This window comes from Aminobacter sp. Y103A, assembly GCF_030294925.1.
GTDB classification, from domain to species: domain Bacteria; phylum Pseudomonadota; class Alphaproteobacteria; order Rhizobiales; family Rhizobiaceae; genus Aminobacter; species Aminobacter ciceronei.
In genome coordinates this window covers 5,259,805-5,277,336 of sequence record NZ_AP017986.1, presented here as the reverse complement: position 1 = coordinate 5,277,336, position 17,532 = coordinate 5,259,805, and the positions used below count along the sequence as shown (strand labels likewise).

Annotated in this window: 12 protein-coding genes; 7 read left to right on the top strand and 5 right to left on the bottom strand. The window is 64.8% G+C overall.

The window, feature by feature from the left end:
- Nucleotides 1-10: 10 nt before the first annotated feature.
- Nucleotides 11-970 carry a small ribosomal subunit Rsm22 family protein gene (locus tag Amn_RS25875; protein ID WP_067956497.1) on the top strand — a complete coding sequence of 320 codons (960 nt, stop codon included), beginning with the start codon at nucleotides 11-13 and terminating at the stop codon, nucleotides 968-970.
- 132 nt (nucleotides 971-1,102) lie between these two features.
- Nucleotides 1,103-2,932, top strand: coding sequence for a translational GTPase TypA (gene typA, locus Amn_RS25870; protein ID WP_067956499.1), 1,830 nt, complete (start codon nucleotides 1,103-1,105; stop codon nucleotides 2,930-2,932).
- A gap of 75 nt (nucleotides 2,933-3,007) precedes the next feature.
- Here the strand turns inward: typA and Amn_RS25865 are convergent, their stop codons facing one another.
- On the bottom strand, nucleotides 3,008-3,322 hold the full coding sequence (locus Amn_RS25865; RefSeq protein WP_067956501.1) for a YciI family protein: 315 nt from the start codon (nucleotides 3,320-3,322) through the stop codon (nucleotides 3,008-3,010).
- 205 nt (nucleotides 3,323-3,527) lie between these two features.
- Here Amn_RS25865 and Amn_RS25860 point away from each other — a divergent pair, with 205 nt between their 5' ends.
- From Amn_RS25860 to Amn_RS25850, 3 genes are all read left to right on the top strand, one after another.
- The gene (locus Amn_RS25860; protein WP_067966014.1) at nucleotides 3,528-4,139 is read left to right on the top strand and encodes a LysE family translocator; all 612 of its coding nucleotides are present in this window, start codon (nucleotides 3,528-3,530) and stop codon (nucleotides 4,137-4,139) included.
- A gap of 189 nt (nucleotides 4,140-4,328) precedes the next feature.
- Complete coding sequence (locus tag Amn_RS25855; RefSeq protein ID WP_067956504.1) at nucleotides 4,329-9,119, top strand: NAD-glutamate dehydrogenase; 4,791 nt, start codon at nucleotides 4,329-4,331, stop codon at nucleotides 9,117-9,119.
- A 116-nt stretch (nucleotides 9,120-9,235) separates the two neighbouring features.
- Nucleotides 9,236-10,612, top strand: coding sequence for an MFS transporter (locus tag Amn_RS25850; protein ID WP_376775259.1), 1,377 nt, complete (start codon nucleotides 9,236-9,238; stop codon nucleotides 10,610-10,612).
- A 190-nt stretch (nucleotides 10,613-10,802) separates the two neighbouring features.
- Here the strand turns inward: Amn_RS25850 and purH are convergent, their stop codons facing one another.
- The 4 genes from purH to htpX all read right to left on the bottom strand — a co-directional run bounded on the left by purH (nucleotide 10,803) and on the right by htpX (nucleotide 16,804).
- Nucleotides 10,803-12,419, bottom strand: coding sequence for a bifunctional phosphoribosylaminoimidazolecarboxamide formyltransferase/IMP cyclohydrolase (purH, locus tag Amn_RS25845; RefSeq protein ID WP_067956508.1), 1,617 nt, complete (start codon nucleotides 12,417-12,419; stop codon nucleotides 10,803-10,805).
- Between the two features lie 156 nt (nucleotides 12,420-12,575).
- Nucleotides 12,576-14,297: a heparinase II/III family protein gene (locus Amn_RS25840; protein ID WP_067956511.1), complete on the bottom strand. Its 1,722-nt coding sequence runs from the start codon at nucleotides 14,295-14,297 to the stop codon at nucleotides 12,576-12,578.
- Nucleotides 14,298-14,387: 90 nt separating this feature from the next.
- Entirely contained in the window at nucleotides 14,388-15,791 is a 1,404-nt protein-coding gene (locus Amn_RS25835) for an RsmB/NOP family class I SAM-dependent RNA methyltransferase (protein ID WP_286293696.1), read from the bottom strand.
- On the bottom strand, nucleotides 15,788-16,804 hold the full coding sequence (gene htpX / locus Amn_RS25830; RefSeq protein ID WP_182576182.1) for a zinc metalloprotease HtpX: 1,017 nt from the start codon (nucleotides 16,802-16,804) through the stop codon (nucleotides 15,788-15,790). The genes Amn_RS25835 and htpX overlap by 4 nt, the downstream gene beginning before the upstream one ends.
- Nucleotides 16,805-16,910: 106 nt before the next feature.
- On the opposite strand from htpX, the gene Amn_RS25825 reads away from it, so the two are divergent.
- Together Amn_RS25825 and Amn_RS25820 are read left to right on the top strand one after the other, a co-directional pair.
- On the top strand, nucleotides 16,911-17,123 hold the full coding sequence (locus Amn_RS25825) for a DUF1674 domain-containing protein (protein WP_067956515.1): 213 nt from the start codon (nucleotides 16,911-16,913) through the stop codon (nucleotides 17,121-17,123).
- 98 nt (nucleotides 17,124-17,221) lie between these two features.
- Complete coding sequence (locus tag Amn_RS25820) at nucleotides 17,222-17,479, top strand: PepSY domain-containing protein (protein WP_286293692.1); 258 nt, start codon at nucleotides 17,222-17,224, stop codon at nucleotides 17,477-17,479.
- Nucleotides 17,480-17,532 lie beyond the last annotated feature (53 nt).

The following is a 17,532-nucleotide window of genomic DNA, read 5'->3' as shown; positions in this document are numbered from 1 at the left end:
GGGCAGGCCGATGGAACTACCGGCAGCATTGCGGGCGGCGGTCGACCGGGCGCTGGAAGGCGTGCCGCTTGGCGAGTTGCAGCGGGCTGCCGACACCTTGTCGAGCCGCTATCGCGCCGAGTTGCGCGATGGAAAACTGCATCTGTCGGACGAGATGTTCGCCAACGCCTATCTGGCGACGCGGCTGCCGGCGACATTTGCGGCCGTCAGGGCGAGTCTCGAAAGTGCCGCCGAGCTGATGCCTGACTTTGCGCCGAAAAGCCTGCTCGACGTCGGTGCCGGTCCAGGCACGGCACTTTGGGCGGCTTCGGACTGCTGGCCGAGCATCGATTCCGCGACGATGCTCGAGGCAAGCCAGGCGATCCGTAAGGTTGGCCTTGCGTTGTCGGCGCATTCGGGCGTTGCGCATGTGGATTGGCGCGTGGCGGATGCCGCCAAGAGCTTCGAGGCCGACAAGGCCGATCTGGTGACGCTGGCCTATGTGCTGGACGAGTTGTCGCCGGCCGAGGGGCTCGCGTTGGTCGAGCGCCTGTGGGCTGCCACCGATGGCCTGCTTGTCGTGGTCGAGCCCGGCACGCCGGCCGGCTGGCAGCGCATGATGGCGGTGCGACAGCGCCTCATCGATCTCGGCGCACATCTGACTGCACCTTGTCCGCATGCCGACGCCTGCCCGATCGTCGAGCCCGACTGGTGCCATTTTTCGCGCCGCGTGGCGCGCTCGCGGCTGCATCGGCTGACCAAGCGTGGCGAGGTGCCGTGGGAAGACGAGAAGTACATTTTCCTGGCCGCGTCGCGCATGCCGGCTGAACCATTCCGCGCCCGGGTCTTGGCGCCGGCGCGCGGCGGATCGGGCAAGGTCCAGCTCAAACTGTGCCTGGAAAATGGCTCGATCGAGGAAAAGCTCTTGACCAAGCGCGATGGCGAGCTGTTCAGGTCGGCACGACGGGCCGACTGGGGCGACTTCTTGTAGGCTTACCGGCGGGCAGAAAATCGGCCGATTTGCCTGCCCCCCTTTCGCATTTGCGAAAAAAGCTGTATGAGCCCGGCCACACGAAACGCGGCGCGTCGACAGGCAGTGCCCGCAACGCTCCCGAGTAGACATATGAACCTCCGCAATATCGCGATCATCGCGCACGTCGACCATGGCAAGACCACGCTCGTCGACCAGCTTCTCAAGCAATCCGGCTCGTTCCGTGAAAACCAGCGCGTCGCCGAGCGCGCGATGGATTCGAACGATCTCGAAAAGGAACGCGGCATCACCATCCTGGCCAAGGCGACTTCGGTCGACTGGAAGGACACCCGCATCAACATCGTCGACACCCCTGGCCACGCCGATTTCGGCGGCGAGGTCGAACGCATCCTGTCGATGGTCGACAGCGCGATTGTTCTGGTCGACGCTGCCGAAGGCCCGATGCCGCAGACCAAGTTCGTGGTCGGCAAGGCGCTCAAGGTCGGCCTGAAGCCGATCGTCGTCATCAACAAGATCGACCGTCCTGATGGCCGCCATCAGGAAGTCATCAACGAGGTGTTCGACCTGTTCGCAGCCCTCGACGCCACCGACGAACAGCTCGACTTCCCGATCCTCTACGGTTCGGGCCGCGATGGCTGGGTTTCCGAGAATCCGGAAGGCCCGAAGGACCAGGGCCTGGCGCCGCTGTTCGACCTCGTGCTCAAGCACGTACCGGCACCGACGGTTCACCCCGGCCCGTTCCGCATGATCGGCACCATTCTCGAGGCGAACCCGTTCCTCGGTCGCATCATCACCGGCCGCATCGAATCCGGCACGCTGAAGTCCAACCAGCCGGTCAAGGTGCTGCACCATGACGGTTCGCTGCTGGAAACCGGCCGCGTCTCCAAGATCCTCGCCTTTCGTGGTCTCGAGCGTCAGCCGATCGAAGAAGCGCAGGCAGGCGACATCGTTGCCATCGCCGGCCTTTCCAAGGGAACCGTCGCCGACACCTTCTGCGACCCGGCCGTGACCGAGCCGCTGCATGCGCAGCCGATCGATCCGCCGACCGTCACCATGTCCTTCATCGTCAACGACTCGCCGCTGGCCGGCACCGAAGGTGACAAGGTCACCAGCCGCGTCATCCGCGACCGTCTGCTCAAGGAAGCCGAAGGCAACGTCGCCCTCAAGATCGAGGAATCGGCCGACAAGGATTCGTTCTACGTCTCCGGCCGTGGCGAATTGCAGCTGGCCGTGCTGATCGAAACGATGCGCCGCGAGGGCTTCGAGCTTGCCGTGTCGCGTCCGCGTGTCGTCATGCAGAAGGACGAGAACGGCGACCTGCTCGAGCCCGTCGAAGAAGTCGTCATCGACGTTGATGAAGAGCATGCCGGCGTCGTCGTCCAGAAGATGTCGGAGCGCAAGGCCGAGATGGTCGAGTTGCGTCCTTCAGGCGGCAACCGCCAGCGTCTGGTGTTCCATGCGCCGACGCGCGGCCTGATCGGCTACCAGTCGGAACTGCTCACCGATACGCGTGGCACGGCTGTCATGAACCGCCTGTTCCACTCCTACCAGGGCTACAAGGGCGAGCTGCCCGGTCGCACCAACGGCGTTCTGATCTCCAATGATCAGGGTGAGTCGGTTGCATTCGCCATGTGGAACCTGGAAGACCGCGGCCCGATGGTCATCGACGCCGGCGTGAAGGTCTACCAGGGCATGATCATCGGTATCCACAGCCGCGACAACGACCTCGAGGTCAACGTGCTGAAGGGCAAGAAGCTGACCAATATCCGCGCCGCCGGCAAGGATGAAGCAGTGCGCCTGACGCCGCCGATCCGCATGACGCTCGAGCGCGCGCTCGCCTGGATCCAGGACGACGAACTGGTCGAAGTGACGCCGAAGACCATCCGCCTGCGCAAGCTCTATCTCGACCCGAACGAGCGCAAGCGCTTCGAGAAGTCGTCGAAGACCGCCGGCGCGGCATAAGCCACGCGGCACAAATCAAGAGGGCGTCTCCAATGGAGGCGCCTTTTTTGCTTTGGGGCGTGGGTGCGACCCCGACTACATCTCGATGATGGGTGCGACTTCCACCGAACCACCGGCGTGGAGGATAGGGCAGCCCTTGGCGATGCGCGCGGCGTCGGCGGGATCCTTGGCGTCGAACACCGAATAGCCGCTGACCGGATTGGCGCCGCCGTCATTGGTAACAGCGCCGTTGGCGGCAACCGTCTGAGACTTGCCGACCGGATTGCCGCCATCGACGACGGCAGCGCCCAAGCCGGCAAACCAGTCCATCCAGGCCTTCATCACCTTGGCGCCTTCTTCCTCCGATTGCGGCATGGCGCCGCCGTGATAGACGAAGAGAAACTTGGCCATGACATCTCCTCCGTGGCGTGCCGAGGTGCCGGCCACCCGACATCGTGCCGGCGCGCGAGCTATTCATTTGCCTGTAGGCTGTCCTGGACAACCTGCTTTCCTGTCCGATCTCGCAAAGTTGATGGCATAGGCGCCTGGTTCGTCTGGCGGTTGCAAGTTGCGGCGCATGCCGTAAGGTTCCGCGACCAGCCATTCGGGGATGACGATGGAACCGACTTCGCTTCTGATCTTTGCCGGTGCTCTGCTTGTTGCCGCCGGTTCGCCCGGGCCTTCCATTGCAGCACTGGTGGCACGGGTCATCTCGAAGGGCTTTCGTGACGTGTTGCCGTTCCTGGCGGCGATGTGGATCGGCGAGGCGATCTGGCTTTCGCTGGCGGTGTTTGGCCTCGCCTTCGTGGCGCAGTCCTTTCACATGGCCTTCGTCGTGGTGAAGTGGGCTGGCGTCGCCTATCTCGTCTACCTCGCCTGGAAAATGTGGACGGCCCCCGTCGACACGCGCGAAGGCGAGATGCCGAGCCAGGATTCTCCGCTCAAGCTTTTCGCTGCCGGCATGGCCGTGACGCTCGGCAATCCCAAGATCATGATGTTCTATCTGGCGCTGTTGCCGACGATCATCGACCTGGCTTCGGTGAGCGTCGTCGGCTGGCTGGAACTGACGCTGACGATGGCGGCGGTGTTGATCGCCATCGACCTCGCCTGGGTGTTCGCAGCAGCACAGGCGCGCAAGCTTTTGCGGAGCAAGCGGGCGATGCAGATTGCGAATCGGGTGAGTGCCACGACCATGGCGGGTGCGGCCGCGGCGATTGCCGCGAGGTAAAAGGCCAAAGTTTTGTCAGGCCAGGTACGCAGCGAGCCTTGGGGACGCTGCGTCAGCCTATTTTGCAGGCAATTTCTGCCTGCCCGATAGGCGTTTTTGCCTACCTTCCGTCAAACCTTTGTCGCTAAAGGCAGGCCATCTGCTACGATAGTCGCAAAAGCATGTGACGGGACGGGAGAAACTAGCGTCATGGCCGCATCTGTGAAGTCTAAGGCGAAATCCGCCAAGACTGCATCCGCCTCCAAATCCTCCAACAGACCTCCCCAGCTGCACGAATTGCTGCTCGCCCGAGCGCCGGCCGAGGACGTGGCCGATTACGAGCCGGGCATGCTGGAGCGCGCAGCACAGCTCGCCGAGCAGGCCGTGCTCAAGCACCGCAAAGGTTCTTCGGTCATCGACATCGAGACCGACGGCAGCGTCGTCCGTCATGACCGGCCGGTCACTGTTGTCACCGTCGTCAACGACAACATGCCGTTCCTGTTCGATTCGGTGCTCGGCGAGATCACCGAAGCCGCCGGCGAGCCGGTGCTTGTCACCCACCCGGTCATCCACGTGCGCCATGGCCGCACCGGCGTCGACGAGATCCTGAGCGATGGCGGCCACAAGGGCGAGGAGGCGGCCGACAAGGTCAGCGTCATTCACGTCCACATTCCGCCGCTTGGCAAGGAAGCCGCAGAAGCGTTGCGCGAGCGGCTGAAGAAGCTGCTTGGGCAGGTGCGCGCCGCCGTCACCGACTGGAAGCCGATGCTGGCCAGGCTCGACCAGGCGATCTCGGAATTCCGCTATGCGCCGATCCCGCTCGACAAGAACGCGGTGACCGAGGCGATCGCCTTCCTCGAATGGCTGCGCGACGACAATTTCACCTTCCTCGGCATGCGCGAATTCAAATATTCGGGCGGCGAAAAGAGTGGCGTACTGGAACGCTCCGACAAGCCGGGCCTCGGCATCCTCGCCGACCCCGACGTTCTGGTGCTGCGCCGTGACACCATCGACGCGACGTCGACGACACCCGAAATCCGCGCCTTTCTGCATGGCCCGGATCCGCTGATCGTCACCAAGGCCAATGCCAAGTCGGCGGTGCACCGCCGCGCCTATCTCGACTACATCGGCATCAAGACCTACGACGCCAAGGGGCAGCTGTCGGGCGAACTGCGCATCGTCGGCCTGTTCACCTCGACCGCCTACACGCGCTCGGTGATGAAGATTCCCTATCTGCGCTCCAAGGCCGAAACCGTGGTGCAGAAGTCGGGCTTCGACCCTGCCGACCATTCCGGCAAGGCGCTGATCAACGTGCTTGAATCCTATCCGCGCGACGAGCTGTTCCAGGTCGCCGTGCCGACGTTGCGCAAGCATTCCGAGGCCATCCTCGGCCTGATCGAACGGCCGCGCGTGCGTGCGCTGGTGCGTGTCGACCAGTTCGATCGCTTTGTCTCGATCCTCGTCTTCGTGCCGCGCGACCGCTACGATTCGGTGGTGCGCGAGAAGATCGGCGCCTATCTCAAGACCGTGTTCGAAGGCCGCCTGTCGGCCTATTACCCGGCTTTCCCCGAGGGCGGGCTGGCGCGTGTCCATTTCATCATCGGCCGCTCCGGCGGCAAGACGCCCAAGGTCGAGCAGACGGCCATCGAGGCGGCAATCCGCGATATGGTGCGGACCTGGGATGACGGCTTGCGCGAGGCCTCAGCCGAGGCCGGCTCATCCGCATCTTTCGTCAGGCTCGCCAGCCACTTCCCGCAGGACTACCAGAACAGCTTCTCGCCGGCGGCAGCCCTTGTCGATGCCGAGCGCATCGCCTCGATCGGCGCATCCAACCCGATCGTCATCGACTGCTATCGCGATACCGGCCAGGCGCCCGCACAGGCCTCGCTGAAGATCTATCACCACGGCGCGCCGGTGGCGCTGTCGCGGCGCGTGCCGCTGCTCGAGAACATGGGCTTCCGCGTCATCAGCGAGCGCACATTCGAACTGGGCGAGAAGGGCGAAGACCAGATCTTCATCCATGACATGGAGCTGGAGAACGCCTACGGCCAGCCGATCGACCTCGCCGACAGTGGCGCGCTGTTCGAAGAGGTGTTCCTGTCGGTCTGGAACGGCGACGCCGACAATGACGGCTACAACGCGCTGGCGCAGACGGCAGGTCTCGGCTCCAACGAGATTCTTATCCTGCGTGCCTATGGCCGCTACCTGCAGCAGGCCGGCATTCCGCAGAGCCAGGATTTCATCGCGGCAGCGCTGAACCGCTATCCCGATATCGCGCGCGGCCTGCACGCGCTTTTCCTCGCCCGGCTCGATCCGGCACAGGAACAGGACGGCCTGGTCACCGCCAAGCACCTCAAGGCCAAGATCAAGGACGCGCTCGAGGCGGTCCCCAATATTGACGACGACACCATCATCCGGCGCTACGTCAACCTGATCGAGGCGTCGCTCAGGACCAACCACTTCGTGGCGGGTAAGAAGGAGCGTGGCCAATCGCTGGCGATCAAGCTCGACTCGCGCAGCGTCGAAGGCCTGGCAGAGCCGCGGCCGTGGCGCGAGATCTTCGTTTATGGTTCGGAGGTCGAGGGGCTGCATCTGCGCTTCGGCGCGGTGGCGCGCGGCGGCCTGCGCTGGTCTGACCGTGCCCAGGACTATCGCACCGAGGTGCTTGGCCTGGTCAAGGCGCAGCAGGTCAAGAATGCCGTCATCGTGCCTGTCGGCGCCAAGGGCGGCTTCTTCCCCAAGCGCCTGCCCGTGGGCGGCAGCCGCGACGCGGTGTTCGAGGCCGGCAAGGCTGCTTACGTCAATTTCGTCTCCAGCCTGCTGTCGATCACCGACAATCTCGACGGCGACAAGGTGGTGCCGCCGGTGGGTGTTGTCCGCCGCGATATCGACGATCCCTATTTCGTCGTTGCCGCCGACAAGGGCACGGCGACCTTCTCCGACACGGCCAACGGCATCAGCGAGAAGCACGGCTTCTGGCTCGACGACGCCTTCGCCTCGGGCGGCTCGGCGGGCTACGACCACAAGAAGATGGGCATCACGGCGCGTGGCGCCTGGGAAGCGGTCAAACGGCACTTCCGTGAGATGAACCGCGACATCCAGACGACGCCGTTCACCGTCGTCGGCGTCGGCGACATGTCGGGCGACGTCTTCGGCAACGGCATGCTGTTGTCCGAGCAAACGAAGCTGATCGCCGCCTTCGACCACCGCGACATCTTCATCGATCCCGAGCCCGATATGGCCGCGTCCTTTGCCGAGCGCAAGCGGATGTTCGACCTGCCGCGTTCGAGCTGGCAGGACTATGACAAGTCCAAGCTGTCGGCAGGCGGCGTGATCGTTTCGCGCGCCCAGAAGTCGGTGACGCTGCCGCATGCGGCGGCAACGGCGATCGGGCTCGCCAAGACGACCGCATCGCCGACCGAGATCATGAACGCCATCCTGCGGGCGCAGGTCGACCTGTTGTGGTTCGGCGGCATCGGCACCTATGTCAGGGCGACCGGCGAAACCAACCAGGAAGTCGGTGACCGCGCCAACGACGCGATCCGCGTCACCGCCACCGACCTCAGGGTCAAGGTGATCGGCGAGGGTGCCAATCTCGGCGCAACCCAACGGGCGCGCATCGAGTTCGGCCTCAAGGGCGGGCGCTGCAACTCGGACGCCATCGACAATTCGGGCGGCGTCAATTCGTCCGACGTCGAGGTCAACATCAAGATCGCGCTGGCTTCGGCGATGCGCAAGGGCACGCTGCAGCGGCCGGCGCGCAACAAGTTCCTCGCCGAAATGACCGAGGAGGTTGCCGGGCTGGTGCTGGCCAACAACTACGAGCAGACGCTGGCGCTGTCGGTTGCGGCCAAGCGCGGTATTCAGGACATCGCGCATCAGGGCCGCTTCATGAGCGCGCTCGAGGCGCGCGGACTGCTCGACCGCGCCGTCGAGAACCTGCCATGGCCGCCTGCTCTGGCCGAACGCCAGACGCGTGGCGAGCCGCTGACCCGGGCCGAGCTTGGCGTGCTGCTCGCCTATGCCAAGATCGTGCTGTTCTCCGACATCGTCGCCAGCGACGTGCCCGACGAAGCCCATTTCGAACGTGATCTGCTCGGCTACTTCCCCGAGCGCATGGCCAAGAAATATGCCGCCGAGATCGGTGGTCACCGGCTGCGCCGCGAGATCATCGCGCGTGTCGTCGCCAACGATCTCGTCAATCGTGGTGGGCCATCCTTCGTCAACCGGCTGCAGGAGGCCAGCGGCCGTTCGGCGGCCGATGTGGTGCGGGCTTTTGCCGTCGTGCGCGATGGCTTTGCTCTGCCGGCGCTCTATCGCGAGATCGACGCGCTCGACAATGTCGTCGACGGCACGCTGCAGCTCGACCTGTATCAGGCGGTCAGCCGGCTGATCTTCGGTACCAGCGGCTGGTATCTGCGCAACGAGCACAGCGACGCGCCATTGGCGAGCCGCATCGCCGAGCTGCAGGAAGCACGCGCAGCACTGGAGCCGAAGTTCTCAGGCATGCTGCCTGCCTTCACCCGCGAGCGCATCGAAAACCGCAAGGCTGGCTTTGCCGCCGCCGGTGCGCCGGAGAAACTGGCCGAGCGGCTGTCGCTGCTCGAGGCAGGCGAACTGGTGCCCGACATCGCCCTGGTGGCCAAGACCGCCAAGGCCGACATCCTGGCAGCGGCGAAGGCGTTCTTCGGCGTCAGCGAGGCGTTCCGCATTCCGCGGATCGAGGATGCAACGCATGCGATCGCCACCTCCGACTATTATGAGGGGCTGGCGCTGTCGCGTGCATCCGACACCATCGGTGCGGCGCGACGCGGCATCGCGGTTGCGGCATTGACCGGTTTCGGCAAGGCTGCCGATCCGGTCGCTGCATGGCTCGACGCCGGCGGCGACAGGACCAACCGTACCCGCGACAGGCTGCAGGCCCTGACGGAGGGTGGCGACATCACCGTGTCGCGCCTGACGGTGGCGGCCGGGCTGATGAGCGACCTGTCGGGACGCTGAGCCCTTGCAACGGCGCCTGCCACGGCAACCGTGGCAGGCATTTTCCTCAAGGACCACGCAAGCGAACTACGCTATAGCTCCAGACAACGCGCTGATGCGGCGCGCGCGGAGGGATGATGGCTGACACGATGGTGGTTCAACGCACGCCTCGGCGTGGCGTCTGGGGATGGATGTTCTTCGACTGGGCGGCGCAGCCGTTCTTCACCGTGGTCACCACCTTCATCTTCGGTCCCTATTTCGTCTCGCGCATGGCGACCGATCCGGCCATGGGCCAGGCAGCCTGGGGTTACGGCATTGCTGCAGCCGGTTTTGTCATCGCCATCCTGTCGCCGGTGCTTGGCTCGATCGCCGACCAGACCGGCCCGCGCAAGCCATGGATCGCATTCTTTGCCGCGATCAAGATCATCAGCCTGTGCCTGCTCTGGTATGCCGAGCCCGGATCGCCGCTGGTGCCGATCGTCCTGCTGTTTTCGCTCGCTTCGGTGGCGGCGGAGTTCTCGATCGTCTTCAACGATTCGATGATGCCTCGCCTTGTTTCGAAGGAGGAGATCGGCAAGATTTCCAACATTGCCTGGGGCCTTGGTTATCTCGGCGGCATGATCGTGCTGATCTTCGTCGTCGGTTTCTTGGCTGCGTCGCCCGAGAGCGGCAAGACCATCATCGGGTCGGCCCCGCTGTTCGGGCTGGACCCGGTGGCAGGCGAGGATGCTCGCGCCACAGGCCCGATTTCAGCATTGTGGTACCTCGTCTTCATCCTGCCGATGTTTTTCTTTACGCCCGACAGCGGCAAGGGCATCGCCATCCGGCCGGCCGTGCGGCTGGGGCTTTCCGAGCTCAAGTCGACGATCGGCGAGGTGCGCCAGCGCACCGGCATCTTCCGTTTCCTCGTCGCCCGCATGATTTACCAGGACGGCGTCAACGCCTTGCTCGGTCTTGGTGGCGCGTTCGCGGCTGCGATGTTCGGTTGGACAATCACTGAAATCGGAATCTACGGCATCATTCTCAATGTCGTCGCCATCTTTGGCTGCCTGGTTGCCAGCCGTCTCGACACCAGCTTCGGTTCCAAGGTCGTGGTGGTGTTTTCGCTGGTGCTGCTGACGATCGCCACCATCGGCATCGTCTCCACCGGACCGGGCTACACGCTGTTCGGCCTGTGGCAGATGCCTGGTGCCGATACCAACGGGCTGTTCGGCACGCCCGCCGAGAAGGCCTACATTGCCTTCGGCCTGCTGGTCGGCATTGCCTTCGGCCCGGTGCAGGCGTCGTCGCGCTCCTATATGGCGCGCAGTGTCTCGGCCGATGAGGCAGGGCGCTATTTCGGTCTGTATGCGCTGTCGGGCCGGGCGACCAGCTTCGTCGCGCCGTTCGTGGTCGCGACAGTCACCGCCCTGAGCGGCTCGCCACGGCTTGGCATGGCGATGATCATCATATTCTTCGTCGTCGGGCTGGCAGTGCTGTTGCGCACGCCCTATCCGGCTGACGAGGTGAAATAGCGGATATTATCTTCCTCCTGTGGGAGAAGCTGTCACCGAAGACGACGGATAGCGGTGCTGGACGAGGCGGTGCGTCTCAAGGTTTCGGCGCTCGCCGCTTTTCTGGCAACACCTCACTCCGTCCAGAACCCCTCGTCCGGCTTTGCTCCGCTCACTACCTTCTCCCGCAACAGGAGAAGGTATCTCCCCCTCAGTGCCTGAAGTGTCTCACGCCGGTGAAGATCATGGCGATACCATGGGCATCTGCCGCGGCGATGACGTCGTCGTCGCGCATCGAGCCGCCCGGCTGGATGACAGCGGTGGCGCCCGCCTCGACGGCAGACAGCAGACCGTCGGCGAAGGGGAAGAAGGCATCGGAGGCAACCACCGACCCCTTGGTCAGCGGTTCGGCGAGGCCGGCGGCTTCCGCGGCATCCAGCGCCTTGCGGGCGGCGATGCGCGATGAATCGACCCGGCTCATCTGGCCGGCGCCGATACCCACCGTGGCAAGATCCTTTGCGTAGACGATGGCGTTCGACTTGACGTGCTTGGCGACACGGAAGGCGAATTTCAGGTCTTCGATCTCGCGTTGGGTCGGTTGGCGCCTGGTCACGACATTGAGGTCGAGCGTATCGACGACGGCGTTGTCGCGCGATTGGACAAGCAGGCCGCCGGCGACCGACTTGACCGAAAGGCCGGCGCGATCCGGATCGGGCAGGCCGCCTGTCACCAGCAGCCGCAGGTTCTTCTTGGCAGCGACGATGGCCTGGGCCTCCGGCGTAGCCTCCGGCGCAATGATGACTTCGGTGAAGATCTTGACGATCTCCTCGGCCGCCTCGGCGTCGAGAATGCGGTTGAGCGCAACGATGCCGCCGAAAGCCGAGACGGGGTCACAGGCGAGCGCCCGGGCATAGGCCTCGGTCAGCGTTGCACCCTCGGCGACACCGCACGGATTGGCGTGCTTGATGATGGCGACGGCGGCCGTGCGGACAGGGTCGAACTCGCCGGCCAGCTCGAAGGCTGCGTCGGTATCGTTGATGTTGTTGTAGGACAGCTGCTTGCCCTGGAGCTGGGTCGCGGTGGCGACTCCGGGACGCTTGTCGCCGGTCAGGTAGAAGCCGGCCGATTGATGCGGGTTCTCGCCATAGCGCATGACGCTCTGCAGCTTGCCGCCGAAAGCGCGCCAGTCGGGCGTCTCGATCTCGAGCGCCTCGGCAAACCAGCCCGAGATCGCCGCGTCATAGGCGGCGGTGCGGGCAAAGGCCTTGGCGGCGAGCTTCTTGCGGAACTCGTAGGTCAGGCAGCCATTGTTGGCGACGATCGAATCGAGCACGTCCTTGTAGTCGGCCGGGTCGGTGACGATGGCGACATAGGCGTGGTTCTTGGCCGAGGCGCGGACCATGGCCGGGCCGCCAATGTCGATGTTCTCGACGATCGAGGCGTAGTGAGCGCCGGAATCGCGGACCTCCTCGAAGGGATAGAGATTGACCACCACGAGGTCGATCGGCTCGATGCCGTGCTCGGCCATGGCAGCGACGTGCTCGGGGTCGTCGCGGACGCCGAGCAATGCGCCATGCACCGACGGATGCAGCGTCTTGACGCGGCCGTCCATGATCTCGGGGAACTTGGTGAGTTCGGAAACGTCGCGGACGGCGATGCCCTCGGCCGAAATACTCTTGGCGGTGCCGCCGGTGGAGACCAGTTCGACACCGACATTGGTCAGGCACTTGGCAAATTCGATCAGCCCGGTCTTGTCGGAGACCGACAGCAAAGCGCGCCGGATCGGCACGAGGTCGGGTGCGGGGATCTTCTTGGAAACGACGGCCATGGGTGGCGGGCCCTTCAAAGTTGGGAGCGGAAACTTTGCTTGCGGGCGGCCTAGCACATGAGGCCCGGAAATCAAGGCGCGCAGCGGCGCATGCGGCCTATTTCCCGAGGTGATGCCGATCAGGCGCTCAAGGTGCCTCCGCAATCCTGGACGGCTCTAGCCGTCGAGGCGGCTGATGATGCGCGTGCGCGAGAACTGCCAATGCACCTCGGAGATTTCCGAAGCCTTGAACGACAGCACGATCTGGCGGGAGCGGCGGGGACCGCCGAGACCAGCGAAATAGATCGATTCCTCGACCTCGGACCCAACATCAGGCGAGGTGAAGACCCAGGTGTCGATATCAGGCCCGGTCAACACCAGTCGCTCCTTCTGGTCACGGAACAGCTGGACGTCGGGATGGACGTGGAAGCGGATGGTGACGAGATCGCGTCCATCATTCTTGATCGGCGTCTTGCCTGCACGAAGGATGCGGTCGCAGCCCGACAGGATGCTGCCGCCGGCCGACAGGCTCAGCTCGCGCTCGTGATGGAGGCCGAAGCGCTGGGCGTAGCCGTCATGGCGGGCGACGAAGCCATGGATGCCGGGTTTGTCCAAGCGCTGGGTCGGCACCGATTTCGGTCCGCCAAAAAGCGGGCTGCCGAGCACGCCGCTGACGCGTTGCGAATGGGCGAAGCTGGCCGACGAGGTGTCGTTGATGGTGACGGTGGAGTGAGCCGCGGTGGCCCGCGCCAGCGGCCTGAGATCGGCTGCGCCATAGGTGTCGATGCCGGCGTTGACGATGTAGTGCTGGCGGCCCGACGACATCTCGAAGGCAAGGCAACCGGCATGGGCCTGGTTTGACACGTCGATCGGCGGTGCCGTGCCGGTGTCGGCAATCACCGTCGTGCCGCCCATGGCGAGGCGCTCGTAGCCGGAATGGGTGGCGTGCAGCGGCGGCGAGCCGGCGGTGTCGTCATGGCGCAGGATCGCCACGATGCGGTCATGGATGGTGGCGCCCATGCCGTTGAAGCGGGCGAGGCTGCCGTCCTGGTGGCGGAAGAAGCGCAGTGCCGGCAGCATGCGCTCGACGGCATTGATCAGCGCCAGCGGCGGCTGCTCGGCCTGGTTGGCGTAGGTGTGGCGCAGCGGCAAAAGGTCGGCGAGAATTTCGAGAACCGCCATCGGATTGCGCGAGATGTGCCCGCCGTCGGGCAGGATCTGGCGGTCGAGCTCCTCGGCGAGGTTGCGCGTGGCCGAGCGCAGCGCCGAGACAGGCGCCGGCAGCGACAATGCGGCGAAGGCGAGCGCAACACGGGCGCGGAGCCTGTCCTTGCCGTCGGGCATCTCGGGTGACATCGACCGGAGATAACGGATCTGCATTGCCAGCGAACGCAGGAAAGACCGGTAGAAGGCGAACTCGGCGCCCTGCAGCACGACCGAGGAGTGCTGCAGCCAGGCGATGACGCGCTTGGCGGTGGTTGCCGGTTCCCAGGCGATGCCGGAAATCCGGCTGCCATGCAGCGCGATCCAGTCTGACACCAGGGCGCGGGCGTTGGCGGCGGCCAGCTCGGTGCCGGCGGCGCGCATGTGGCGCAGCCAGCGGAAGCCATGCAGGCTGCGCTGCCAGCCGCGATTGGGCACGTCGATCAGGAAGGGCGACTGGCCGCCGGTCTCGACAAGATGGCCCGACAGCGGAAAGCGGCCATAGTAGATTTCGAGCGCGATCTGGGGATCGGCCAGGCGCAGATCCGGCGGCGCGATAAGCACGCGTTCGGGCGTGCGCCCGGAGTAGCGCCAGCTGTAGGCCGGCCCGGCGCGCAGGCGCCGGCGCGTCTTACGCCAGAACTCCTTGGCAACGAGAGCCCAAAGACGCGTCGTGTTGTCCGTCGCGATCGACAATACCCCTCCTGACGCAACCCCACGTCGTACACAAATTAGGTTGTTTCAATGGCGGGCGCGAGGGTGAATTTTTCGTAAACGCCGTGTTGATCAGGCGATGCGTCGGAACCTTGCTGCAAAGAAGCCATCCAGGCCGGAGATGGCGGGATTGCCGATGTCGAGGCCAGCGGGCGTGGTGCGCAAAAAGCCGGTGGCGGTGACGAAATCGTCGATGCCTGCGACCTCGCCTGTCCGAATCGGGTCAAGTTCGACCTTGGCCTTGTGATCGGCGAGGAAGCCGGCAACGAGCGCTTCGCCTTCCTCGGGATCAAGCGAGCAGTTGGAAAAGACAATTCTGCCGCCAGGTCTCACCAGCTTGACGGCGCGGTCGAGCAAAGCGCGCTGGACGCCGGCGAGCTTGGTGATGTCGGCAGGCGACTTGGTCCACAACACGTCGGGATGGCGGCGCACCGTGCCGGTGGACGAGCAGGGCGCGTCGAGCAGGACGGCATCGAACAGCTCGGCCGGCTCGTAAGTGAGAATGTCGGCATTGACCTTGTCGGCGTCGAGGCCAAGGCGCTCCAGATTGCCGGCAAGACGGGCGAGGCGGTTCTTCGAGGCTTCGACCGCTGTGACCCTGGCGCCGGTGAGCACGAGCTGTGCCGTCTTGCCGCCGGGGGCAGCGCAGAGGTCGGCGACGCGCTGGCCGGTGACGTCGCCGAACAACTTTGCCGGCAATGCGGCAGCGGCGTCCTGGACCCACCAGGCGCCTTCGGCGAAGCCCGGGAGTTCGGCGACGGGGCCGGAGAGGCGTTCGATACGGATCGTTCCGGTGGGCAGCACGGTGCCGCCCAGTTGCTCCGCCCACATGGCCGGATCCGCCTTGGCGGTGAAATCGACCGGCGCCTCGATGCGATGCGCGGCGAGGATCAGCTTTGTCTGTTCGGGGCCGTAGGCCGCCGTCAAGCGCTCGACGAACCAGTCCGGCGCGTCACTTGTCGTTGCCAGCATTTCGGGCAGTTCGGCGTCCTTGGCACGCGCAAGGGTGCGCAGCACGCCATTGACCAGGCCGGAGAAGCGCACGGTGCGCGGGTCGGCCTTGGCGTGGGTGACGGCGAGGTCGACGGCGGCGCTGTCGGGAATGTCGAGGAACAGAATCTGGGCTGCCGCGACATGAAGGATGTGGGTGAGAACAGTCGCGTTGGCCGGCAACGGCTTTTCCAGCCGGCGCGCCAGCAATTTGGTGATGGTGACTCGATGACGAAGCGCGGTGGCCAGGATGGCGCGGACCAACCCGCGGTCACGCATGTCGAGCGCGCGGAACTGCGGGTGGCCGTGTTCGTGATCGGTCAGGCCGTCGAGTGGGGTCCCGGCGTCGATCGTCGCGGCAAGCAGGCGGGCGGCCGCCATGCGCGCAGCGATGCCGGGGACATCGGGAACGGTGGACGGGCGACTGCCCTTGGCATTGCCTGAGCGTGCGCGGTTTCGCTTGTCGTCGCGCTGACCGCCGCTCACGACCTCGGGCCTTTCGGCCCGGTCGGATTGCGGCCCCAGGGGCCGGACGGACGTGGCTGTTCGGGCGCCGCCTGCTCGGCAGGGCGACCGCCCCACGGACCCTGCGAGCCGGAAGGTGCCGAGGACTGCGCCGTCGGCTGGGGTGCCGTACGCTGGGCTGGACGACCGACACCCTCGTTCGCCATCGCCTGCAGGGCGGCGATGCGGTTTTCTGTATTGGGGTGGGTCGAGAAAAGATTGTCCATGCGCTCGCCGGATAGAGGATTGATAATGAAGAGGGGAGCCATCGCAGGATTGCGCTCGGCTTCGGGGTTGTGGATGCGTTCGACGTTGCGGGCGATCTTGTCAAGGGCCGAGGCGAGCCAGAGCGGATTGCCGCAGATCTCGGCGCCGCGCCTGTCGGCCGAATATTCGCGGGTCCGGCTGATCGCCATTTGCACCAGCATGGCGGCAAACGGCGCCACGATCATTGCCACCAGAACGCCGACGAAGCCGAGCGGATTGTTGTTGTCGCGGTTGCCACCGAAGAAGAAGGCGAAGTTGCCGAGCATCGAGATCGCGCCGGCAAGGGTCGCGGTAACGGTCATGATCAGCGTGTCGCGGTTTTCGATATGGGCGAGCTCGTGCGCCATCACGGCGGCGACTTCCTCATGGCTGAGGCGCTGCAACAGGCCGGTGGAAGCGGCGACGGCGGCATTTTCGGGATTCCGGCCGGTGGCAAAGGCGTTGGGCTGCGGGCTGTCGATCAGATAGACCCTGGGCATCGGCAGGCCGGCATTGGCGGCAAGGCCACGCACGATGGCGTAATATTCAGGTGCGTTGCGCTCGTCGACCTCGATGGCATTGTTCATGCGCAGGACCAACTTGTCGGAATTCCAGTAGCTGAACAGGTTCATGCCTGCAGCGATCAGGAAGGCGATGGTCATGCCGCCGGAGCCGCCGATCAGATAGCCGACGCCCATGAACAGCGCCGTCATGGTCGCCAGAAGCATCGCCGTCCGCATCATGTTCATCGTTCACTCCGTCCTTTTCCGCGCGCGCCAGGGTCGATCACGGCCGTGCGCTTCGCTATATGATGGGAGAGACGAGGGTGCGTTTCAATCATTTCCGAGGAATCCCATGGACGACGCCAAGCTGCAGACCGATCTGGAAACGCCTGCGCCAAGGCAGCTTTCGCCGGCGGCCAAGCGTGCGCTCGCCGAAGCGGAAGCGCGCCGCGAGGCCTACAAGGCCGAAGAAGCCAAGCTGCCGCGCGAGATCGGCGGCCGTGGAGGCAAGGAGCCCGGGCGCTATGGCGACTGGGAAATCAAGGGCCTGACCAGCGACTTCTGACGCGGTCGGGTCGGGTCTTCCTTGCACGACTGCGATGGAACCGAAATCGCGAGCCGGTCGTTCTCCAAGGGACCGTGCAAGGAGCTGCCATAACCAGGATGATTTCGGGACTCGCACTTGTTGTGCTGCTGGGTGCCGTGCCCGCGCAAGCGCAGACCAAGGAACCGGCGGTGCCGCCGCAGAATTCGCTCAAGCTGTCCGAGATCATCGCCAAGATCGAGCAGCGCGACCAGTTCCACTACATCTCCGAGATCGATTGGGAGAGCGAAGGCTATTACGACGTGACCTACTACACCTCCGACAAGGCCAAGGTGGAGATCAAGGTCGATCCTGTCAGCGGCGAGCCGAGGTTGTAGTTTCGCAACGCCTGCGCTCGGGCGTATTGCTCAATCGACGACATAGGAATAAA